The sequence below is a fragment of the Paraburkholderia graminis genome (genome assembly GCF_003330785.1).
GTDB lineage: Bacteria > Pseudomonadota > Gammaproteobacteria > Burkholderiales > Burkholderiaceae > Paraburkholderia > Paraburkholderia graminis.
The window spans coordinates 319,822-342,056 of the sequence record NZ_CP024934.1 but is presented as its reverse complement, the minus strand read 5'-3'; the positions used below and the strand labels follow the sequence as shown (position 1 = coordinate 342,056).

General features: G+C 65.2%; 23 protein-coding genes. 7 read left to right on the top strand and 16 right to left on the bottom strand.

The genetic code is table 11. The features are described 5' to 3' along the window. Positions 1-37 precede the first annotated feature (37 nt). On the top strand, positions 38-1,054 hold the full coding sequence (locus tag CUJ91_RS01495) for a transcriptional regulator GcvA (protein WP_114155744.1): 1,017 nt from the start codon (positions 38-40) through the stop codon (positions 1,052-1,054). Between the two features lie 25 nt (positions 1,055-1,079). Here the strand turns inward: CUJ91_RS01495 and CUJ91_RS01490 are convergent, their stop codons facing one another. From CUJ91_RS01490 to CUJ91_RS01445, 10 genes are all read right to left on the bottom strand, one after another. Beyond that, complete coding sequence (locus CUJ91_RS01490) at positions 1,080-1,349, bottom strand: HP0495 family protein (RefSeq protein WP_006048114.1); 270 nt, start codon at positions 1,347-1,349, stop codon at positions 1,080-1,082. A gap of 17 nt (positions 1,350-1,366) precedes the next feature. After that, on the bottom strand, positions 1,367-2,272 hold the full coding sequence (locus tag CUJ91_RS01485) for a D-amino acid aminotransferase (RefSeq protein ID WP_114155743.1): 906 nt from the start codon (positions 2,270-2,272) through the stop codon (positions 1,367-1,369). A gap of 13 nt (positions 2,273-2,285) precedes the next feature. Next, positions 2,286-3,515, bottom strand: coding sequence for a D-alanyl-D-alanine carboxypeptidase family protein (locus tag CUJ91_RS01480; RefSeq protein WP_006048116.1), 1,230 nt, complete (start codon positions 3,513-3,515; stop codon positions 2,286-2,288). Positions 3,516-3,848: 333 nt separating this feature from the next. After that, positions 3,849-4,493 carry an alpha/beta hydrolase gene (locus tag CUJ91_RS01475; RefSeq protein ID WP_114155742.1) on the bottom strand — a complete coding sequence of 215 codons (645 nt, stop codon included), beginning with the start codon at positions 4,491-4,493 and terminating at the stop codon, positions 3,849-3,851. 8 nt (positions 4,494-4,501) lie between these two features. After that, positions 4,502-4,825 (bottom strand): (2Fe-2S) ferredoxin domain-containing protein, encoded by a 324-nt coding sequence (locus CUJ91_RS01470; RefSeq protein WP_006048118.1) that lies wholly within the window; start codon positions 4,823-4,825, stop codon positions 4,502-4,504. Positions 4,826-5,037: 212 nt separating this feature from the next. Next, entirely contained in the window at positions 5,038-6,195 is a 1,158-nt protein-coding gene (locus tag CUJ91_RS01465; RefSeq protein ID WP_114155741.1) for a VanZ family protein, read from the bottom strand. A gap of 31 nt (positions 6,196-6,226) precedes the next feature. Next, on the bottom strand, positions 6,227-6,868 hold the full coding sequence (locus CUJ91_RS01460) for an ABC-type transport auxiliary lipoprotein family protein (protein ID WP_029969633.1): 642 nt from the start codon (positions 6,866-6,868) through the stop codon (positions 6,227-6,229). A gap of 30 nt (positions 6,869-6,898) precedes the next feature. Continuing rightward, a complete protein-coding gene (locus CUJ91_RS01455) occupies positions 6,899-7,861 on the bottom strand; it encodes an MlaD family protein (RefSeq protein WP_114155740.1) in 963 nt (320 codons plus the stop codon). A gap of 30 nt (positions 7,862-7,891) precedes the next feature. Then, complete coding sequence (locus CUJ91_RS01450) at positions 7,892-8,770, bottom strand: ABC transporter ATP-binding protein (RefSeq protein WP_029969630.1); 879 nt, start codon at positions 8,768-8,770, stop codon at positions 7,892-7,894. After that, positions 8,767-9,900 (bottom strand): MlaE family ABC transporter permease, encoded by a 1,134-nt coding sequence (locus CUJ91_RS01445; protein WP_029969629.1) that lies wholly within the window; start codon positions 9,898-9,900, stop codon positions 8,767-8,769. The genes CUJ91_RS01450 and CUJ91_RS01445 overlap by 4 nt, the downstream gene beginning before the upstream one ends. Before the next feature lie 106 nt (positions 9,901-10,006). On the opposite strand from CUJ91_RS01445, the gene CUJ91_RS01440 reads away from it, so the two are divergent. The 3 genes from CUJ91_RS01440 to CUJ91_RS01430 all read left to right on the top strand — a co-directional run bounded on the left by CUJ91_RS01440 (position 10,007) and on the right by CUJ91_RS01430 (position 12,078). Beyond that, positions 10,007-10,924 (top strand): biotin--[acetyl-CoA-carboxylase] ligase, encoded by a 918-nt coding sequence (locus CUJ91_RS01440; protein WP_006048125.1) that lies wholly within the window; start codon positions 10,007-10,009, stop codon positions 10,922-10,924. Next, complete coding sequence (locus CUJ91_RS01435) at positions 10,921-11,742, top strand: type III pantothenate kinase (RefSeq protein WP_114155739.1); 822 nt, start codon at positions 10,921-10,923, stop codon at positions 11,740-11,742. Before CUJ91_RS01440 ends, CUJ91_RS01435 begins: the two co-directional genes overlap by 4 nt. Positions 11,743-11,838: 96 nt before the next feature. Further along, positions 11,839-12,078 (top strand): hypothetical protein, encoded by a 240-nt coding sequence (locus CUJ91_RS01430; protein WP_006048127.1) that lies wholly within the window; start codon positions 11,839-11,841, stop codon positions 12,076-12,078. Positions 12,079-12,103: 25 nt separating this feature from the next. On the opposite strand, the gene rfaE2 is transcribed toward CUJ91_RS01430, so the two are convergent. The 6 genes from rfaE2 to CUJ91_RS01400 all read right to left on the bottom strand — a co-directional run bounded on the left by rfaE2 (position 12,104) and on the right by CUJ91_RS01400 (position 18,755). Further along, entirely contained in the window at positions 12,104-12,586 is a 483-nt protein-coding gene (gene rfaE2 / locus CUJ91_RS01425; protein WP_006048128.1) for a D-glycero-beta-D-manno-heptose 1-phosphate adenylyltransferase, read from the bottom strand. 213 nt (positions 12,587-12,799) lie between these two features. Continuing rightward, positions 12,800-13,672: a ferritin family protein gene (locus CUJ91_RS01420; RefSeq protein ID WP_006048129.1), complete on the bottom strand. Its 873-nt coding sequence runs from the start codon at positions 13,670-13,672 to the stop codon at positions 12,800-12,802. Between the two features lie 591 nt (positions 13,673-14,263). Next, positions 14,264-15,148, bottom strand: a complete 885-nt coding sequence (locus CUJ91_RS01415) for a PhaM family polyhydroxyalkanoate granule multifunctional regulatory protein (protein ID WP_114155738.1) — start codon at positions 15,146-15,148, stop codon at positions 14,264-14,266. A 277-nt stretch (positions 15,149-15,425) separates the two neighbouring features. Further along, positions 15,426-16,277 carry an enoyl-CoA hydratase/isomerase family protein gene (locus CUJ91_RS01410; protein ID WP_006048131.1) on the bottom strand — a complete coding sequence of 284 codons (852 nt, stop codon included), beginning with the start codon at positions 16,275-16,277 and terminating at the stop codon, positions 15,426-15,428. Between the two features lie 60 nt (positions 16,278-16,337). Beyond that, positions 16,338-17,639, bottom strand: a complete 1,302-nt coding sequence (locus tag CUJ91_RS01405; protein WP_029969610.1) for an ABC transporter substrate-binding protein — start codon at positions 17,637-17,639, stop codon at positions 16,338-16,340. Positions 17,640-17,771: 132 nt separating this feature from the next. Continuing rightward, positions 17,772-18,755, bottom strand: coding sequence for a fumarylacetoacetate hydrolase family protein (locus tag CUJ91_RS01400; RefSeq protein WP_114155737.1), 984 nt, complete (start codon positions 18,753-18,755; stop codon positions 17,772-17,774). Positions 18,756-18,918: 163 nt separating this feature from the next. On the opposite strand from CUJ91_RS01400, the gene CUJ91_RS01390 reads away from it, so the two are divergent. From CUJ91_RS01390 to CUJ91_RS01380, 3 genes are all read left to right on the top strand, one after another. Then, positions 18,919-19,818 (top strand): IclR family transcriptional regulator, encoded by a 900-nt coding sequence (locus CUJ91_RS01390; RefSeq protein ID WP_006048134.1) that lies wholly within the window; start codon positions 18,919-18,921, stop codon positions 19,816-19,818. Positions 19,819-19,859: 41 nt separating this feature from the next. Further along, entirely contained in the window at positions 19,860-21,128 is a 1,269-nt protein-coding gene (locus tag CUJ91_RS01385; RefSeq protein ID WP_114155736.1) for a DUF3108 domain-containing protein, read from the top strand. Between the two features lie 205 nt (positions 21,129-21,333). Beyond that, complete coding sequence (locus CUJ91_RS01380) at positions 21,334-22,128, top strand: alpha/beta fold hydrolase (RefSeq protein WP_114155735.1); 795 nt, start codon at positions 21,334-21,336, stop codon at positions 22,126-22,128. Positions 22,129-22,235 lie beyond the last annotated feature (107 nt).

Sequence of the window (22,235 nt, the reverse complement as noted above, 5' to 3'; positions counted from 1 at the left end):
AACGATCAATTTTCACCTCTATGTGAGAAAAATTGCGATGGAGCTGCGCCATCTTCCACCACTGAATGCGATCAAGGCCTTTGAGGCGGCCGCCCGCCACGAAAGCTTTTCGCGCGCCGCGGACGAGCTTTTCGTCACCCACGGCGCGGTCAGCCATCAGATCCGGGCGCTCGAGGCCGAGCTTGGCGTGTCGCTCTTTGCGCGCGACGGCAAGCGCGTGCGGCTCACCGAAACCGGCAGGCGCTACGCCAGCCACGTGCGCACGGCGCTCACCGCGCTGTCCGACGCCACGCGCGAAATTCGCGCCGGCGACCGCGAACGGCGGCTGGTGGTGTCGATGCTGTCGTCGTTTGCCGCGCGCTGGGTGACGCCGCGCATCGGCAGCTTTATCGAGGCGCATCCGCAGTGGGACCTGGAACTGCTGTCCACCAACGCGTTGACGGACTTCGCGCGCGACGACGTCGACGTGGCAATCCGTTTCGGCTACGGCAAATATGCGGGCCTGTATTCCGAGCTGCTGCTGGAGGAAATCTTCTTCCCGGCTTGCGCGCCGAATTTCAACGGCGGGAAGCTGCCCAAAACGCCGGCCGATCTGGCCAATCTGCCGCTGCTGCGTTCCGACGACGAACTGTGGCGTCCGTGGTTCGACGCCGCCGGACTCACCGACTGGCCGGAGCCGAAACGCGGCGTGCTGTATCAGGATTCGTCGAATCTGTTGCAGGCGGCTATCGACGGTCAGGGCATCGCGCTCACACGCCGCTCGCTGGCGATGCACGAGATCGCCGCGGGCCGCCTCGTGCGGCTTTTCGACGTGGATGGGCCGAGCCCGTGGCAGTACTACTTCATCTGCACGCCGCAGATGCTGGAAACCGCGAGGGTGAAGGCGTTCCGGGACTGGGTGTTCGGGGAGGTGGGGCGGTTCAAGCTGCTTTTCGACCAGGTCTGCGAGGCCGGGCCGGCGGCGCGTGTCGCAAGCAAGAACGCTGAAGATGCCGCAAACGCAACAAGCACCGGCGGGACGGCGAACGCGAACGCATTGCGCGTCGCGCCCTAACGCGGCACCAACCGGCGCGTAAAACTTAAAGCACCACCTTGACCATCGGATGTCCGGTCAGCGCGCGATAAATGTCGTCGAGCTGCGTGCGGCTGATCGCACGCACGGTCACCGTCAGTCCGGTGTAGTTGCCGCCGCTCGACGGACGCGTTTCGACGCGCGATGCGTCGACTTCGCTATCGAACTGCCGGACCACCGAGACGATCGTCTCGGCGAACTCGGGATGCGATTTACCCATGATCTTGATCGGGAAATCGCACGGATACTCAATAAGTGATTCTTCCGCCGGATTCATGGCTTGCTCCTTGCCGCTCACGCCTGTTCTGCCTTGGCTCGCTGATACGCCGCATACAGCGCCGCAAACACCGCGCCCGGCTTGCCGTCGCCGACCGGCTTGCCGTCGAGCTGCGTGACGGGCAGCACTTCCTTGGTCGCGGAACTGATCAGGATTTCGTCGGCAGCGCGCACCTCGGCTTCGGCGATCTCGCGCACTTCGAAGCGAATGCCGCATTGCGCCGCGAGTTCCTCGATCAGCCCATAACGGATGCCTTCGAGAATCTTGTGGCTGCGCGGCGGCGCGGCCAGCACGCCGTTCTTCACCACCCACACATTCGACGACGACCCTTCGGTCAGCACGCCATCACGGAACTGGATGGTTTCGAGCGCATCGTTTTCGGCTGCGTATTGCGCCATCAGCACGTTGCCGAGCAGCGAAACGGACTTGATGTCGCAATGAAGCCAGCGGCGATCCTCGGCGCTCACGCAGCGCACGCCCGCCGCGCGCTGTGCGGCGCCCGGCAGAGTGAGCGGCGTGACCATCACGAACACCGTCGGCTGGATGCCTGCGGGAAACGCGTGAGCGCGCTTCGCGACGCCACGCGTGATCTGGATGTACGCAATCGCGTCCTGGTCGGCGGCGAGGCCGGCCTCGGCTTCGTTCGCCGCGGTCACGCGCTCGATCAGCGCGCGCCAGCCGGCATTGTCCAACGGATTGGCGATGCCGATCTTCTCGAGCGAACGCGCAAGGCGCGCCAGGTGATGCTCGAAGCGGAACGCCAAGCGGCCGCTCGCGCGCGCATACAGCGGCGCGACTTCGTAAATGCCGTCGCCGAAAATAAAGCCGCGGTCGAGAACCGGCACGCGCGCTTCGGACAACGGCACCACTTCGCCGTTCAGATAAACGATCGGTTCGAGCGAAACATCGGGAAGAGCGGTCATCGCAGTCAGGTCTTTACTTTTTCTTGTTGAACATGAGCATCAGCGAATCCCACACGCGGCCCACCACGCCGGCCTGCGGCACGGCCTGCAATGCGACCACCGGGAATTGCGCGAGCACCTTGCCGTCGGCAACCAGCTTGGCGGTGCCGACCTGCTGACCGTTGGCGATCGGCGCGATCAGCGGATCGATCTGCTCGATCTGCGGCTTGACCTTGTCGGCCATGCCCTTCGGCACGGTGATGTACTGATCGCTCTTCACGCCGATCTGCACCGTATCCTGCGCACCCTTGTAGACGCGCGGCGTGCCGACCACCTGATTCGCCTTGTAGAGGCGCGCCGTGTCGTACGCGGAGTAGCCGTAGTTCAGCATCTTCAGGCTGTCCTGCACGCGGTCGTGTTCCTTGGTCTCGCCCATCATCACGGAGACGAGCCGGCGCGATGCGTCCGGCGTGCCCGGCAGCGAACGCTTCGCGCTTGCGATGAGGCAGTAGCCGGCGGCCTGCGTGTGGCCGGTCTTCAGGCCGTCCACCGTCGGGTCGATCCACAAGAGACGATTGCGGTTCGGCTGCTTGATCTTGTTGTACGTGAAATCCTTGACCGAGAAGATGTTGTAGTAGTCAGGGAAGTCGCGAATCAGACGCGCCGACAGCACCGCGAGGTCGCCCGCGGTCGTGTAGTGCTGCGGGTCGGGCATGCCGTTCACGTCGGCGAAATGCGTGTGCTTCATGCCGAGGCGCTGCGCCTCGGTGTTCATCATGTTGACGAACTGCGACTCGCTGCCGCCGACCAGTTCGGCCAGCGCGATCGCTGCGTCGTTGCCCGACTGCACGATCATGCCGTACACCAGATCGTGCACAGTGACGGGCTTGTTCGCCTCGATGAACATGCGCGATTCGTCCGTGCGCACGCGGCGCACCGCTTCGCCCGGCGTCACCGTCTGGTCCATCGTGATCTTTTTCGTCTGCAATGCTTCGAAGACGAGATACGCGGTCATCAGCTTCGTGAGCGAAGCGGGTTCCACGCGTTCGTCGGGATTGCCCGACGCGAGCACCTGATTGCTGGTCGCGTCGACGAGCACCCACGAGCGCGCGTTCACCGCCGGCGGCGGCACTTGCGCGAACGCGGTGCTGGCCACGAGCGTTGCGGGCAGCACGACGCCGAGCGCGAATGCGCGGGCTGGCGTGGAAGGAACAAAGGATGCAACAGAGGGGAAAGACAGGCGGCCGGAGGTCGAAAAACGCATAGGGTCGGTTCGTGCAGAAAAATACAACGCGCAGGGCGCAGAGTGGGAAGAGCCGGTCGGCGAGCGTCGGGCCGCAACAACATCAAGCGTAACGGCGCGGGCGCCCATTGGACTTCCGGCCACGCGATCGGTTCGCGCAGCACACTTGCAGGCGGCACCGCTGCGCGCGTGAAAAGAAGCTACGCGTCGCGCGAACTGCCGCACAAGCCGTGCTGCGCCCAAAAAAGAGCGCCCATTATACGCGCGCTGCTCGGGTAACTTCGCGTAGTGGCAGGCGATTAATTGTGCGTTTTCGCGTACCTGTACCCCGGAAAACGCGCGGCGCCCGCCGCATCAACGCCATGCGTCGACGATGATCCGCTTCAGAATGTGCAGCTTGCGATGCAGGAAATGCTCCGCGCCCGGAATCACGACGACCGGCAATTCCTGCGGCCGCGCCCAGTCGTAAACCGATTGAATGGGAACGGTATCGTCGGTTTCGCCGTGAATCAGCAGCGTGTTTTCCGGCACCGGCGCGACTTCCCAGCGGCTCGCCGCGGTGCCCACGAACACCATGCGCTCGATGGCCTGGCCTTCGTCGCGCAGCTTCGCGGCCACGTGCGACAACACGAACGTGCCGAATGAGAAACCCGCCAGCACGAGCGGCAGGTCTTCGTGCCCCGGCTGCGCGCGCATGTGATCGAGCACGGCGCGCAGATCGTCGCGCTCGCCGATGCCGGCGTCGTGTTCACCTTGCGTTTGCCCGACGCCGCGAAAATTCGAGCGATACGTCACGTAGTTCAACTGGACGAGCGTGCGCGCGAGCGTCTGCGCGACCTTGTTGTCCATCGTTCCGCCGAAGAGCGGATGCGGATGCGCGACGAGCGCAATGCCGCGCGGCGCGGCGCCGTTTTCGCGCGCTTCGTCGGGCAGGTCCAGCGCGACCTCGATCTTGCCGACCGGGCCGTCGATCAGATACTTCTTGGTGTGTACGTTCATGGCGGCGCTTATTGATCGATCTTCAGACGCTCTACGATTTTGCCGTTCGCGAGATGGGAGTCCACGATTTCGTCGATGTCGCTTTCATCCACGTACGTGTACCAGACGCCCTCCGGATAGACCACGAGCGTCGGACCCAGCTCGCAGCGGTCGAGACAGCCGGCCTTGTTGATGCGCACCTGGCCGGGCCCCGCGAGGCCGAGTTTCTTGACGCGCTTTTTTGCGTGCTCCTGCATGGCCTGCGCGTTGCAATTCGCGCAGCTCGGCCGCTCCGCGCCCGGCTCGCGCTGATTCAGGCAAAAGAAGACGTGATACTTGTAGAAGGAATCCATGATGTACGCAGAGGGAGACTGTCGGAAGGGCAATAGTGCAGCAGAACGCCGTTCGGCGCAGCGGCGCGAGGTTTTGTTCGCTGATCGTAGCGGCGGGCAATTGCTGTTGGGGTGCGGACGACCGAGCCGAGAGCCTCTTGCCGACCGCCCGTAGCAAACAATTATAGCGAGCGGGCAAGCCCCACCCCGCCACACGCATCCCGCCCCCGCCCTCAAGCGCGCCGCGTGCGCCGCCCCAACCACACGCGTTCGACGACAAACGCGAGCCACACCAGCGCCGCATAAGGCCAGACCCACGCGAGCCAGCGCGCGAGGCCGTTGAAGTGCAGATACCGTCCTTGCCGCCAGTCGGCCAGCACGACGTCGAAATAAGGATTCACCGGCAGCAGATTGACGAACACCAGCGTCACGACGAGCGCACTGGCGGCCAGCCCCGCTCGCGCGCTGCGCGTGAGACGCAGCGCGGCAAGCCCGAGCAGCGCGCCGCAGCCGAGCCCCGCGAGCGCGCCGGGCGTCGCCCAATCGAACGCGAGGCCGGATTGCGATTGCAGAAACGTCGCGCCCGCCTTCACGCCCAAAGCCACGACGATGAACAGCAGCAGCAGCCGCACGCGCGGCGCATGCCGGCGCACCGTTAGCGACGCGAGCGCCAGCGCGGCGAACAGATTGAGCGTCGTAATGAGCGCTTCCCAGCCGTCGTCCGGCAACCACGCGGCGACCCACGCCGGCCATGTGCCGACGTGCCAGCCGGCCGGCGCCCACGCGAAGAGCGCGTCCTGCGTCGTCGAATCGAACCGTGTCCACAACGCACGCGGCCAGTTGCCGAGTCCGAACAGACGCGGCGACGGATACATCGTCGCAAACGGCCATGCCGTTACGAGACACGCGAGCGCCGCGCTGTCGCGCTCGAACCACATGAGCCGCAAACGCCGCAGCAAGCCGCGGTCGAGCAGCGCGCCGGTGGCGGGCGACATGATCGCCGCGCCGAGCAGCGCGCCGAGCGCGTTGGCCGCGAGATCGAGGTTGGAAGCGACGCGCGTCGGCAGATAGGTTTGCACGGCTTCCATCACGCCCGACAGCAGTCCGCCCAGCACGAACGCGAGCGCAACCGCGAGCGGTCCGCGCCAGCGCGGGTAAAGCGCGAGCACCATCAGCGCGCCGAACGGCATATAGCCGAGCACATTCGTGACGACGTCGAACGCCGTGAGGTACTGCGGCATCGGGTCCGACAGGTACGCCAACGGACCGAGGCCGAGCGAACGCCAGCCCGAAAACGGATACCACGAACCGTAGACGATCAGCGCGGTGTACAGCACCAACGCTTGCCGCGAGAGCACCGACGGGCGGCGCAGCCAGGATCGTTCGCTCATGCAGCGCTCCGTTGCGTGCGCTGCGCGGACGTCATTGCGCGGCGACCAGCGCCTGGACGCCGAGCCACGCGCCGATTTGCGCGACGAGGTCGTCGCTGGCGGCGGCGAGCGCCTGCGCGCCGCCGGCGGCGTCGGCGGAACGGGACGGCGCACGCGAAATGAAAGTGCGCTGGCCGATCACCTTGCCGTTCTGCGTCAGCGTGGCGCGCGCGGTCACTGCCGCATGGCTTTGCGCCTGGCTGTCGAAAACCTGCTCGAACTCGTTCAGATCGACTTTCAGCACCGGCGCCGGGACGCCGTCGGCGCCCGTCAGCACCGTGCCGCGCGAACTGAGCGCGCCGCGCAGACGCTGCGTGAGCAGCTCGGATGGCGGCATCGTCCAATGGCTGTTCGCGTACGCGGCGACCTGCTGCGAGTCCGCATAGCCGATCCGGTACACGAGCTTGTCGGAGCGCAGCACTTCGGGCGCGCTCACGTCGAGCACTTTGACAGCCGGCTGTGTTCCCGCCGACGATGCCGGCTTCGGCGGACCGAAGTCATAACGGATGTCCGACAGCGCCGCCGGCGTGCTCGTGCAGCCCGCGGCCAGCAGACCGACGGCGACGAGCGCCGCGCACGCCGCACCCGCACGCGTGACGCGCGAGGACAACAACCGGTGAATGGAGCGTGACATGACAATCTTCCTTTCTTCAAACCTTCAGATTCATTTCCCGGCGCTCGTGGCGGGCCACGTAAAGCCGGCCTCGCCGGGCCCAGGCGCCGCAGTCGGTGCACCGAAGAACACGCTGCGCGGACTGGTGCTGAACGTATCGGCGGCCCGGTCGACCGAGCGCGCCGCCGAGCGCACGTCCTCGGCGAGCGAATTGACGCGCGGCAGCGTGTCGTAACCGACTCGCGCCGACAGTTCCTGCAACGAGCCGTTCATCTGCGTCAGCGCGCCGCCCGCCTGCTGTGCGGCGGTGCCTACCTTGTTCAGGTTCATCTCGAACGGACCATCGGGGCGGTTCAAGCTCGTGATCAACTGGTTGGTCGAGACGAGCGTCCTGTCCAGCTTGTCGATGGTCGCGGGCAACTTGCCCGCCGCCGGCGCCATCTGCTGCGTAAGCGTGGCGACGCCGTCCGCGGCCTTCTGGATGCTGGCCGCCGTGCCGTGCAACTGATCGACCATTTCCTGCGACAACAGATTGTCGACGTCGTCCGTGACTTTTTCGAGCTTCTTCAGCAGCACGTCGCCGCGTTGCTGCAACTGATCGAGCAAGCCTGGACGCATCGGCAACTGCGCAACCTGTTTCGGCGACGAAGCGAGCGGCGACGGATCGCGCCCGGTGTCGTCGAGCTGAATGAACGCAATGCCGGTCACACCCTGAAAACCGAGACTGCCGAACGTGGAATGCGTGATCGGCGCATGCGTGTCGACGAGAATGCGGATCACGATCTGCCCAGGATGAGCGCGGTCGAACTTGATGGACTGCACCTTGCCGACGTCGAGCCCGCGATAGCGCACGGCGGCGTCGGTAAACAGGCCCGTCACGTTGGTGCGCGCAATCAGATCGTACGGCACGCGCACGGCGCGGTCGACATTGAACAAAAATGCCGCCGTGGCAATCGCGCCGAGCAGCACGATCGTGAAGAGCCCAGCCCAGAACGCATGTGATTTGTTTTCCATTACCAGGTTCCCTGATTTACAGCGGCAATTTCACAGCGGCAATTCCGACGACGCCGGCTCGAGCGCCGCGCGCGGCAGCTTCGCACGGCGCTCGGGCGGCAGCGCCTGCAACGCGCGGCGTCCGCGCAAGCCCAGAAAATATTCGCGGATAAACGGATGATCGACGCCCGCCGCTTCTTCAACGGGCGCGGCGACCAGCACCTTGCGGTCCGCGAGCACCGCGACGCGCGTGGACAGCGCGACCATCGTATCGAGGTCGTGCGTGACCATCACGACCGTCAGGCCGAGCGCGCGATGCAGCGCCGAGATCAGTTCGACGAACTCATCGGACGCCTGAGGATCGAGGCCGGCCGTCGGCTCGTCGAGAAACAGCAGCTCCGGTTCGAGCGCGATCGCACGGGCAATGCCGACGCGCTTGATCATTCCGCCCGACAGCGCCGACGGCATTTTCGACGCGTGCTTGCACGGCAGGCCGACCATCTCGAGCTTCAGCATCACAATGTCGCGCAGCAGGTCTTCGGGCACCTTGCCGAGTTCGCGCACCGGCTGCGCGACGTTATCGAACACCGACAGCGACGAGAACAGCGCGCCTCGCTGAAACAGCATGCCGGAGCGGCTGCGCATCAGCAGCGCGGTTTCGGGCGAAATGGTCGCGAGGTCCTCGCCGAACAGCTTGATGGTTCCCGACGACGGCCGCTCCAGGCCGAGAATCTGCCGCACGAGCGTGGTCTTGCCCGATCCCGAACCGCCGACAATCGACAGGATTTCGCCGCGCCGCACGTCGAGATTCAGATGCTGATGCACGATGTTGCGGCCATAGCGCTTGGTGACGTCGATCACCTCGATCACCGGCTCGGCGATCGAAGGCATCGGCTGGCCGCGCACGGCCTGAGTGAGCGGCGCGATCATCCGAGCCCCACGTTCTGGAACAGGATGGCGAACACGGCGTCCGCGAGAATCACGATCGTGATCGACGTCACCACCGATGTCGTCGTGCCCTCGCCGAGGCTCTGCGAATTCGCCTTGATACGGAACCCGAAATGACAGCCGGCAATCGCGATCAGCATGCCGAACGCGACGCCCTTGCCGAGCCCGATCCACAGATTCGCCACCGGCACGACGCCCGGCAACGCGCGCGCAAAGTAGCTCATGTCGATGCCGAGCACGATCTTCGCGGCGACTGCGCCGCCCGTCAGCGCGATGATGTCGGTCCACATCACGAGCAGCGGCATCGCCACGCCGAGCGCGATCACGCGCGGCAGAATCAGCCGCAAGCCGTGTGGAATGCCCATCACGCGCATCGCGTCGAGTTCCTCGGTCACGCGCATCACGCCGATCTGCGCGGTGATCGCCGAGCCCGAGCGGCCGGCCACGAGAATCGCCGACAGCACGGGGCCGAGTTCGCGGATCACCGAAAGCCCGAGAATATTGACGATGTACTGATTCGCGCCGAAGAGCCGCAGTTGCTGCGCGGACAGATAGCTCAACACGATGCCGATCAGGAACGCGACGAGCGCGGTGATCGGCAGCGCCTTCGTGCCGGCGTTGTAGATGTTCGCGGAGATTTCCGTCCACGGCGTGATGGCCGGCTTGCGCGCGATGGCGAGCAGATCGAGCACGACGCGCCCGAGCATCGCGACGCCGCCGTACAGATGCTCGAAGAACGAGAAAATCGCGAGGCCGAGCCGCGTGAACGGATCGAATCTGACGACCGGTTCAGCCGTCTCGCGAACCGTGTCGAGCAACGCGATGCGCTCGAAAATGTCGCGCTGGGTGTCGGTCAGCTCGGTGTCGGGCGGCATTCTGTGGCCCCACACGCGCCACAGCGCCTGGCCGCCCACATGGTCCATCCGGTCGATACGCGACAGGTCCCACTGGCCGATGCCTTCGGCGCCCTCGAGCGAGCGCAGTTGCGGGATCACGTGTCCGGTTGCGCGATCGCGCGCGAGCGCGAGCGCCGTCCACTGGCCCGAGAGCCGGACGATCTTGCCTTGGCTGCCGGCCGCGACTTCGAGGCCGGGCGGAGTGTCGTAGTTCAAGGATCGCTGCAATCTGGTTATCGGATTAGCGGCCATTGTAGCGAAGGCGCAGCGGAACGACCGTGCGGGCGGCCTCGCGCGGTTCGCTGTCGTTACAATATGGGACATGAACGCTTCCCGCACTCCGCCCCAAGGTCCAGCCGCTGCCGCGAACGCAGCTGACTGGCGCATCGACCGTGAACGCGCCGTCGCGCTTTTCGGCGCGCATGCGCATGACTGGCCGATCGAAATCGTCGAGGAAACCGGCTCGACCAATGCCGACCTGATGTCGCGCGTAAAGGCGCTGCCGCGCAAAGCGGGCGCGCTGCCGCGGCCGATCGTGCGGGTCGCTTATCTGCAGACCGCCGGGCGCGGCCGGCGCGGCCGTCCGTGGTACGCGGAGCCGGGCAATGCGCTGCTGTTTTCGGTGGCCTGTGTGCTGCCGCGTCCGCTCGAAGGGCTCGCGGGATTGAGCCTCGCGGTGGGTGTTGCGCTCGTCGACGGATTGCGTTCGTTGCCGGTCGCGGGCCCCGGCCAGATTGCGCTGAAGTGGCCGAACGACGTGCTGCTCGAAGGCGACAAGCTCGCGGGAATTCTGATCGAAACCGCGTGGAGCACGGAGCACGCGAGCGCGGTCGTGATCGGCATCGGCACGAACGTGAAGGGCGCCGACGAACTCGCCGCGAAGATCGGCGCGCTGAACGCCGACGCGCCGCCGCAGGCGCGCGGCACGGCGCCGACCGCGTTGCAGCGCGCGCTGCCGAACGCCAATCTCACCGATACGCTCGCCGCCGAACTCAATGCGCTCGAACCCGCGTTGCAGCGCTTCGGCGCGGAAGGTTTTGCGCCCTTCCAGGCGCGCTGGAACGCGGTGCACGCGTACGCGGGCCGCGAGGTCGTGCTGCTCGAGCAAGGCCAGGAAGTCACGCGCGGCGTGGCTGCGGGCGTCGATGAACGCGGTCAGTTGCTGCTCGACACGGCTGCGGGACGGCAGAGCATCGCGACCGGCGACGTGTCGCTGCGTCTCGCCGACGGTGCCGCATGACGCGCGGCGCGCCTTATCTTTTGATCGACGCGGGCAATAGCCGCGTCAAATGGGTGATGGTGGCGGCGGACGGTGCGCAGATCGCGGCCGGGGCGCTTGCGCATGGGGATGGCGATTCGCCGGAGTGGTCAAAGCTGCCCGCGCCGGGCGGCGCGTGGTTATCGAATGTCGCCGGCGATGCGGTCGCGGCGCGCATCGCCGAACTCGTTCACACGCAGTGGCCGGGCTTGCCGCTCACCACGATCCGCGCACGCGAACGCCAATGCGGCGTGACCAACAGCTACACGACGCCGCATGCGCTCGGCAGCGACCGCTGGGCCGGCATGATCGGCGCGCACGCGGCGTTTCCGGGCGAGCATCTGCTGATCGCGACGTTCGGCACTGCGACCACGCTCGAGGCGTTGCGCGCGGACGGCTGCTTCGTCGGCGGACTGATTGCGCCGGGCTGGAGCTTGATGATGCGCTCGCTCGGCGAGCACACGGCGCAATTGCCGACGCTCGACGCGGACGCCGCGCGCGGCCTTCTCGACGACGACGCTCGCGGCACGCGGGACGCGGCCCGTCGCGGGCCGTCCTTTGCGACAGACACGCCGCGTTCGCTCTCTGCCGGTTGCACGCTCGCGCAAGCGGGTCTCGTCGAACGGATGTGGCGCGACTTGCAGGATGAATGGCAGGTGCCGGTGCGCCTTGTGATCGGCGGCGGCGCGGCGGACGAAGTGGCGAGCGCGTTGAAAGTGCCGCATACTCGCCACGATTCGCTGGTCTTATCCGGGCTCGCATTGATCGCTTCGGAGCGCGCTTCGGATCACGGCGCTTGAAGCACAGTCGAATATCATCGGCACGGCTCGATGTCGTGGTGCAGCGGCGATACCGGCGGCTAAACTGACTCAGCTTATAGATGGGAAAATCAAACGATGCTGCGCTGGCTGATTGCCATTTTGTTTCTAGCCAACCTTCTGGCATTCGTCGCGGTGCGCGGCGTATTCGGTCCGACGCCCACCGCAAGCGGACGGGAACCCAATCATCTGAGCCGGGAAGTGCATCCCGATGGGCTGAAGGTGCGCCCGATCACTGCCGCCGAGGCGGGCGACCAGGCGGTAGTCGGCGCGCCGGCCCCGGCTGCGCCGATCGCGGCGTCAGCGTTACCGCAATAAAGCACGGTGAAACCGCGCGCCACATTCAACCCTGCGTGCGAACCTTGTTGAGCAGCGCCGTGGTCGAGCGATCGTGCTCGAACGGAATCGCCAACGCCTTACCGCCCCAGCCACGCACGATGGCCGATTCCGGCAACGCATCCATGTCGTAATCGCCGCCCTTCACGAGCACGTCCGGACGCACCGCCGAGATAAGATCGACCGGCGTCTTTTCCGTGAAGCAAACCACGTAATCGACGCTTTCCAGCGCCGCGAGCAGCGCCATGCGGTCGGCTTCGTTGTTGATCGGACGGTCGTCGCCCTTGCCGAGCATGCGCACCGACGCGTCGCTATTCACGCCGACAATCAGGCAAGCGCCCTGGGCTTTGGCATCGGCGAGATAGGTCACATGCCCGCGATGCAGGATGTCGAACACGCCGTTCGTAAAGACGACCGGCGACTTCAGTGAAGGGCGCAATGCGACGAGTGCGTCGCGCGCGAGAATCTTGCGTTCGAAAATGGCAGCCATGAGGATGTGGAAGAGACAGAAGGAGCGCCGTCACGATACACCGCGAGCCGTATCGAGAACGCAAAACCGATCAAAAAAGAACCTGATGAAGCCGGTCAGATAGAGCGAATCGAACTGAGTCATGAAACGGAACGGCCCGGCAAGCTGATGCCTGCCGGGCCGTCTTTTTTACGAATCAGAAGCGTCGAACCGGAACTTACGAGCGCTCGGCCATTAAGCCGGCTGTTCGGCCGATTTCTGGTCGGCCTGCAGGCGCGCCACCACTTCCTTGCGATAGCGGTTCAGTTCCTGCGCGGTGTTGAACGTGCGTTCGAACAGCAGCGACAGATTGTGCAAAATGCGCTCGACGACCTTCTTTTCCCAACCGTCGTCGAAACGGATCTGCTCGTCGAGCCAGCGCTCGAGCCATTCGGGGTCGGGCAGACGCGACTGGATCGTGTCGCGCGGGAACAGAGCCTGATTGACGTGCAGATTCGTGGGATGCAGCGGCTTTTCGGTGCGGCGCGCGGACGCCATCAGCACACCGATCTTCGCAAAGGCAGCGCGCGCGATGTCGCCGGTTTGCACCATCGCCTTCTTCATGTAGCGCAGGTAGGCGCCGCCATGCCGGGCTTCGTCGCGCGAAATGGTTTCGTAGATGTGCTTGATGACCGGCTCGGTGTGCCATTCGGCCGCACGGCGATACCAGTGATTCAGGCGGATTTCGCCGCAGAAGTGCAGCATCAGCGTTTCGAGCGGCGGCGCCGGATCGAATTCGAAGCGCACGGCGTGCAGTTCTTCTTCGGTGGGGCACATTTCGGGCTTGAAGCGGCGCAGGTATTCCATCAGCACCAGCGAATGCTTTTGCTCTTCGAAGAACCACACGCTCATGAACGCGGAAAAATCGCTGTCGTGATGGTTGTCACGCAAGAACATTTCCGTGGCGGGCAGCGCCGACCATTCGGTGATCGCGTTCATCTTGATCGTCGCGGCCTGCTCGTCGGTCAATAGCGATGCATCGAACTTGTCCCAGGGAATGTCTTTCTCCATGTCCCATCGAACGGATTCGAGCGATTTATAAAGTTCCGGATAAAGCATGGTGTTCATAGTCCCACCCCTGTTCTGCACATACTGTGTGTGTCTGTCACTACTACGTGTAGCACTCTTGCTGACGACGAACCTGGTGCACCGGGCGTTGTGCCCGAATGCCGCGCCGTTCGCCGGCCAAAGCTTCAATTTTACGCGGTAACCGGCCGCCTGGATGCACGGGCAGCGAAGAAGTCCGGGCGCTTGCGCGAAGAGCGGCTAACGCAAAATTTGCATGCTCAACGTTACGCGCTGCGCGGCCAACCGTGGGTGAGGGATACCCTATGCCTGAGGTCGAGCCAGTCTGCGATGAAAACCGCACCGTCCAGCCCTGCGCCGGTCCTGCCGGCGGCGAATGGAGCAAGGGCGGCTGGATTGGTTGTTTTTCAGCGCACGCCCAAAAGCCAAACAAATACCTTCCAATGATAGCACGCTGATTTGCCCAAACCCGCGCGGGAACAGACGCAATTCCGGTGCCCGCTTGACGTGTCTCAATGACGCGCGCAATCGGCGGAGTGTGACGGGCGATCGGGGACAAAACGGTGACAGTCGGCGATTTCTGCTGTTGTTTGCCGCCGACAGTCGATGCGCGCCGCCGTCCGGCGCGCGTGCTTACAGTGACTTTTTGGGCGCTTTCGACGCGTTGCTGCCGGTGCCGGCGGCGGTGCGCTTCGTCGCGGTCGGCGCGCGCTTCGCCGCGGGACGCTTGGCGGCAGACTCAGCGCTGCCGCTCGATCCACCGGACGCCGCGGCTGCCGCTGCAACGTCCGCCGGCGATGGACGCGGCACATCCGTCGCGCCGCCTACCGCTTCGCTCGCCTCGTCCAGGTGGTCTTCCGTCGATGCCGCCTGCGCGCCGCCGCTCGTGGCCGCGCCGGCAGCACCCGCTGCGCCGGCCGCTGGCTGCGTCATCGCGAACTGGGCGATCTGATTGAATTGCGATTGCAGCAGATTCCACCATGCCGATGCATCGAAGCTCGGCGTGGCGGGCTCGGCTTGCTCATCGCTCGCAGATTCAGCGGCGCTCGCGCTTTCCGCGGAACTGGAGGCCGAAGCCGACGCTGGCGAATTCGGCCAGCCGCTCGCCGCCGACGGGCTCGGCGCGGGCGCCGGCGACTTCGCCTCGGCCGCCGCCGCAGGCTGCGCCATCGACTGTTGCGCGAACGCGCCGAACGCACGCAGCGTCGCAAGCGTCGCGCGCTGCACCTCGAGCGCCTGAATCGCGGACTGCAGCATGCTCAGGTTCAGCTTGAGCCACTGCTCGACGGCGCGCATGTCGGTGATGCGCTTGTCGAGTTCCTCGACATTGGTGAGCGGCGCCATCATGTCGGACATCATCGACAGCGATGGGCCGAGGCTCGCGCCCGGCTGCGCGCCCGAAAACGCGGAGCCGAACGGCGACAGGCGCATCATGCCCCACATGCTCTCGAGCATGTCGGCGGGCGGAAAACCAGGGAAGCCAGGAAACGGCGGCGTTGAGCCAGGTGTGTCGGTCATGCTTGTCGCCTCGCTGCATTAACTGAAAAAACACGGAACAAAGAGCGCACAAACGCGCTGAGTACCGCGCACACGCATCTGAATCCGATCATACCGCGCGCGGCGTTGCCTGATCGCACCGTGGCTGTCGCCGTACTCGCGACGCGCTGATGCCGCCAGATCGGGCCGCGGCTCACAGCGTACTCACCATGCGCCGCCTCTACCCAATCACGCCACGGCTCTCATGGTGCGCATCAGGCGCACGAGCCGTCAGAACGAGCCGCCGCCCTCACCGCCCTCACCGCTCGCGCCACGGATCTGCGCCGCCGAAATCCGGCGCGCGCCGCTCGCGCAGCGAGTTCACGCCTTCGCGCACGTCGGGCCCTGCGAAGCCCATGAACTCCAACGCAAGCGACGTATCGAACGCCGGGCCGGCCGAGCGCAGCCAGTTGTTCAACGCATACTTGGTCCAGCGGATCGCCGTCTGCGAGCCGTGCGCGAGCTTTTGCGCGACCTCGAACGCTTTGGGCAGCAGATCGTTTTCGTCGACGGCAAGCGAGACGAGGCCGATGCGCTCCGCCTCCGCGCCGCTCACCGGCTCGCACAGCATCAGGTAGTACTTGGCCTTCGCCATGCCGCACAAAAGCGGCCAGACAATCGCCGCATGGTCGCCGGCAGCGACACCGAGCCGCGTGTGCCCGTCGATGATGCGCGCCGTTTTCGACGCGATCGAAATATCCGCGAGCAACCCGGCGACAAGTCCCGCACCGACCGCCGGACCATGCATCGCCGAGACAATCGGTTTGCTGCAGTTGATCACGTTATAGACGAGGTCGCGAGCCTCGCGCCACACGCGTGCGCGCACATCGAAATCGGTCGCCATGTCTTCGACGAGTTGCAGATCGCCGCCCGCCGAAAAGCCCTTGCCCTCGCCGCGAATAATCGCGACGCGCGTGTCGGGATCGCGGTCGATGTCGCGCCAGATTTCCGCAAGCTCGTAATGCATGCGCGCGTCCGCGGTGGCGAGCGCGCTTTTGTTCGCGCCCTCGCCGCTCATCACCACCTCGAGCACGCCGTGCTGATGGCGACGCAGTCGAAGCGACCGGTAGTGTGCGTAAAACGCGTCGTTGCTGTGAGCTTGCTCTGACATGGCGATCGATCCGTGTGTCGGTAAAGGCGCGCGTGGCGCGCGTCGTGAGTCGATTTAACGCTAACGCGGCTGATAAACCCACTTGCCGTTCCTGATTTCGACCATCACGCGTGCGCGTTGATCGAGACCGAGGTGGTCCGTGGGGCTCATGTTGACGACGCCGTTGGTGTCTGCGAGACCGCGCGTGGTTTCGAGCGCGTCGCGCAACGCGCGGCGGAATTCGGGCGTGCCCGGCGAGGCCGCCTTCAATGCGATCGGCACGGCATGATTGAGCAGCATGCCCGCGTCCCAGGTGTAGGAGCCGAACGCCGACACCGTGCCTGCGCCACGCAGCGCCTCGAAACGCGCGATGTAATCGAGTGCAAGACGCTTCGCCGGATGATCCGCCGGCAATTGCGCCGCCACCAGCACCGGGCTCGCGGGCAGGAACGTGCCGTTGCAATCGGCGCCGCACACGCGCAGGAAGTCGTTGTTGCCCACGCCGTGATTGTGATAGATCAGCCCTTTGTAGCCGCGCTCGCGCAGCGTCTTCGGCGGCAGTGCGGCGGGTGTGCCGGCCGCGCCGACCACGACGGCATCGGGATGCGTCGCGAGGATTTTCAGCACCTGGCCGGTCACGCTCGGATCGGTGCGGTTAAAGCGCTCGCTCGCCACCATCTGCATGTGATGCAGTTGCGCGAACTTCGCGACTTCGTTGTAAAAAGTCTCGCCGAGCGCGTCCGCCTGGCCGATGAACGCGACCGTTTTAACGCCGCGCGTGCTCGCGTGCTCGGCAATCGCCGAGGCCATCATCGCGTCCGTTTGCGGGGTCTTGAATACCCAGTGGCGCTTCGCATCCACGGGCTCGATGATTTTCGCCGACGACGCCAGCGAGATCATCGGCGTCGTTCCGTCGGCGACCACGTCGATCATCGCGAGCGAATTCGGCGTGATCGAAGAACCGATAATCGCGTCGACGTGATTTTCGGAGATCAGCTTCTTCGTGTCCTGCACGGCCTGCGTGGTGTCAGAGGCATCGTCGAGCACGATGTATTCGACGCTCTGCCCGCCGATCTGTTTAGGCAGCAAGCTCGCCGTGTCGCGCGCGGGAATGCCGAGCGACGCGGCCGGTCCTGTCAGCGACAGCACGAGCCCGATCTTGACCTGAGCAAGCGCGACGGCAGGCGACAGTGCGGCAAACATCGCGAACAAAATCGCCGGGCGACGCACAAGAGGCATCAAGCGCAGAAACCAGGCAAACCGCTTCTCCTGTCGCGCAACCTGCTGCGCGAACCGCTCCGCGAACTCGCGCCCTATGCCCGCACGCGCAGGCTGCCCGCAAGCGCCCGCCATCCCCGCTTCCAACGATCCAGCTCGCCGCATGGTGTCTCCTCACATGAGTTTTTGTTCTGCTTCGTTCTAATCATCCGCCGATGCCGCTGCGCCAGTCAGTGTAGCGGCGCGCGATGGCAGCGGCATCGGGCGAAACCCTTTCGGACCGGCGCGCGTGCCGCGTCAGTCAAGCGGTGCGATGCTCTGCTCGATGGACCCGAAAATCGACTTGCCCGCTTCGTCGAACATTTCGATTTTCACCGTGTCGCCGTACTTCATGAACTCGGTCTGCGGCGCGCCGTGCTCGATGGTCTCGAGACAGCGCTTTTCGGCGATACAACAATAGCCGCGCTTCGCGTCCTTGTTCGACACCGTGCCCGAGCCGACAATCGCGCCCGCGCGCAAATTGCGCGTTTTCGCCGCGTGTGCGATCAGTTGGCCGAAGTGAAACACCATGTCAGTACCGGCATCCGGCTGGCCGACTTTCTTGCCGTTCCAATGGACGATCATCGGCCGATGCACGCCGCCTTCGCGCCAATGCTCGCCGAGTTCGTCGGGCGTGACCGCAACGGGCGCAAACGACGTGGCCGGCTTGCTCTGGAAAAAGCCAAAGCCCTTCGCGAGTTCGGCGGGAATCAGATTGCGCAGCGAGACGTCGTTGACGAGCGTGATGAGGCGCACGCTTCTGAGCGCCTGGTCGGGCGTGGCGCCCATCGGCACGTCGCTCGTGATGACGGCAACTTCCGCCTCGAAGTCGATGCCGAACGCTTCGGACGCGCACACGACGTCGTCTTTCGGGCCGATGAAATCGTCGCTGCCGCCCTGGTACATCAGCGGATCGGTCCAGAATTCCGGCGGCATTTCCGCGCCGCGCGCGCGCCGCACGAGTTCGACATGATTCACATACGCGGAGCCGTCGGCCCATTGGAACGCGCGCGGCAGCGGCGCCATGCAGTCGCTCGCGTCGAACGAAAACGTGTTGCGCGCGCGGCCCTGATTGAGCGCGTCGTACAGGTCGAGCAATTGCGGCGCGTAGAAGGCCCAGTCGTCGAGCACGCGCTGCAACGTGGGCGCGATCGCGTCGGCAACGGCAGCGGTATGCAGATCGCGGGACACGACAATCAGTTGGCCGTCGCGCGTGCCGTCCTTCAGCGTGGCAAGTTTCATGGAGGAATGAACCGTGTTAGTGACGATAAGGGGAATCTATTCTACGATGGTGAATCGGCGCCGCCCAAGTCCGGCGCGCCCTGGCCGGCAAGAGGCGCATTGCATGCGCGCCGCAGCCGGTTCTTCCTACATTGCTTTTGAACGCGCTTAGCGCCTTTTGCTCATGCCGCACACTGCCCGCTCCGGCGCCATTGCTCACGATGCTGACGCCGCTGCCGAACCGCTCGACGCATCGGAAGCGCCCGACACCGACGACGATACCGCCGACGCCGGCGAAGAAAAACTGCGCTCGGGAATCCAGTCGATCGAAGTCGGCTTCAGGCTGCTCGACGTGCTCACTCACGAGCCGCGCGCGATGATGCTGCGCGACCTCGCGCAGCGCGCGGGCATGAGTCCGGCGAAAGCGCACCGCTATCTGGTGAGCTTTTTGCGGCTCGGCGTCGTCGCGCAGGATCCGTTGTCGGGGCGCTATGAACTCGGCGGCTTCGCGTTGCAACTCGGACTCGCGCGGCTGGCGCGCGTCGACGGCGTGAAGCTCGCGCGTATCGCGCTCGCCGAATTGCGCGACCGCCTGGACCTGACGGTCGGCATCGCCGTGTGGGGCAACCAGGGGCCGACCATGGTCCACTGGATGGAGTCGAGTCATCCGGCAAAAGCGTCGCTCAAGCTCGGCGACGTGATGCCGCTTCTCAGTTCCGCGACCGGCTTGCTGTTCGCGGCCTATCTGCCCACAGGCAAAACCGCCGCGATGCTCGAGCGTGAGTTGGCCGACACGCGCCGCTCGTCGCATATCGGCGTGCCGCGCACGCGCGAGGAAGTCGAACGCGCGCTCGCGGAAGTGCGCGAGCACGAAGCGGCGCGCGTCGAAGGCATGCTGCTGCCGACCATCCACGCGTTCTGCATGCCGGTGTTCGACTCGACCGGCGAACTCGCGCTCGGCCTCGTCGCGCTCGGTCACGAAGGCGCGTTCGACATTAGCTGGGGCGGCGAGATCGACACGGCCCTGCGCGAATGCGCGCGCAAGCTGTCGTACGAGCTGGGGTATAGTCCGACGCCTCGCTAAAGCGCACGCCGCTTTCCGTCCGCTCGCCCATTTTTCCGCCGATGGCCTTCCCTTTCGCCGCACGTTCCGCCGAAGCCACTGTCACGCCGCCAGACGAGCCGCGCGCCCGTTCGCGCATGTGGCGATGGATCGTCGTGCTGCTCGTCGTGGGCGTGCTTCACTGGATCGCCGCGCAATGGGTCGAGCGTCATCGCGCAACCCTGAATCCTTCGGATGACGAACACGTGCCCGTGCAGGTCGCGCTTCTGAAGCCCGAACGTATCGAGCGCAATCCGGCGGCCGTGCCGCCCGCGCCGGCCGCGCAGCCGGCGACGCGCAAGCCCGCCGCGAGCAAGCCGCGAGAACATGTGCTGACAGCAATGCAATCGGCCGAACGGGCGGCAATGCAAGCGGCGCGCGCCGCATCGGACGCCGCGGCGAGCGCGGCCGCCGCAAACGCGATGCCCGCGAGTTCAGCGAGTTCCGCGAGCGGCGCGTCGGCAAGTGCATCGGCAAACGCAACCGCGCCGCAACCAGTTCCCGGCGCAAAGTTCTCTGTCCCGCCGTCCGGCGATCTTCAATACGACACGTTTTACAACGGCGTGCGCAATCAGCCTGGCACCATCCATTGGACGAGCAGCGGCGAGCGCTACGAAATGGTGGTTTCGGTGCCCTTACCTTTTGTCGGCACGTTCGTCTATTCGAGTCATGGCCGTATCGACGCATTCGGTCTCGCGCCGGAGCAATATGTGGAAAAACGCGGCCATCGCGCGGAAGACATTTCAATCTTCAACCGCGCCGACCGGAAAATCGCCTTCACGCGCACGCCGGCCACCTTGCCGCTGCCCGACGGCGCACAGGACCGCTTCAGCATGGTGATGCAGTTGGCGAGTCTCGTGCGCGGCGACCCGACTGCGTACAAGCCGGGCGTCACGCGGCAGTTCTTCGTGGTGGATAGCGACAGCGGCGAGAACTGGCCGGTCGAGACCATCGGCGACGAAACCATCCGCACCGCGCAGGGCTACCTCGAAACGCGCCATTTCAAACGCCTGCCGCGTCGCGAGGGCGATCAGCGCCGCATCGACGTATGGCTCGCGCCTTCGCTCGGCTGGCTGCCCGCGCGGATCGTGCAAACGGAGCCGAACGGCACGCAATTCGAGCTGGTGTGGCGCGGCAAGCTGAACGCGGAGAACGGCGCGGGCACCGATTCGCCGGATGGGTCCGCCAATACCTCGTCTTCCGCTGCGCCCGCAGCGGCACCCGACCCAGCGCCACCCGCACCGGTCGATTCGACCGCTCCCGACGACACTTCCGGCAACATCAAGCCATAACGACATGCCATTCGGCTAAACGCGCAAAGGCAAGCGCCGCACCCGAATGGTGCCTCTGACATTCCGCGAAACTTCCGCCTGGCCGCCGACTCTTCATCATCTGATGCGACCGTTCGGCGGACCGCTGCGCATAAACGCCAGGCAGCGACATGCAACAACCAGCGCCGACGGACTCTCCCACTGCATTCCCCTCGAAGGAGCTTGCATGCAAGTGAACATCAACGGTATCGAGACACGCTACGTGCTGAGCAATGAAGGTGGTGGCCCGTGGCTGACGTTCATTCATCAGCTCGGCGGCGATCTGTCGGTCTGGGACCAACTCGCCGGCTATTTCCGCGACGACTACACGGTTCTGCGCTACGACGTGCGCGGCCACGGCGAGACGGCGGTGTCGAAGGAGCCGTTCACGATTGCCGATCTCGCCCGCGACCTCGCCGCACTGCTCGATGCGCTCGGTGCACCGAGCACGCACCTCGTGGGCATGTCGATGGGCGGCATGATCGCCCAGCAGTTCGCGCTCGATCACCCTTCGCGCGTGGACACGCTCACTATTGCTGACAGCAGCGCGGCCAATCTCCCGGAAGCCCGCCCGCTATGGGATCAACGCGCTGCGAGCGCACGCCGGGACGGCATGGCATCGCTTGCGCCCGCCACGCTCGAGCGCTGGCTGACGCCTGAGTTTCGCAGCGCGCATCCCGAAGCCGTCGAGCCGATCCGCGAGGCGCTCGTGCGCACGTTGCCGGAAGGCTACGCCCTGGCGTGCGAAGCGCTGCGCGATTTCGATGTACGGGGTAAGCTGGGAAGCATTCGCTGCGCAACCCTGGTGGTGGCTGGACGCCACGACACGGGCACGGCGCCTGCTGCTAGTCAGGCAATAGCAGATGCCATTGAAGGCGCGCAGTTCGAATTGCTCGACGCCGCTCATCTCGCGCCTGTCGAGCAGTCCCAACGGTTTGCCGCACTGCTTGAAACGTTTCTTGAAGGCCGGTCTAACCGGTAGGTTCGGAACTTTTACATGCGTCAATCCGGACCCACCCCTTGAATTCCAGACCACAAGCTCCACGTAAGGCGCAGGAACGGCCAGGAGCCAACGGAAATAAGGAGTGT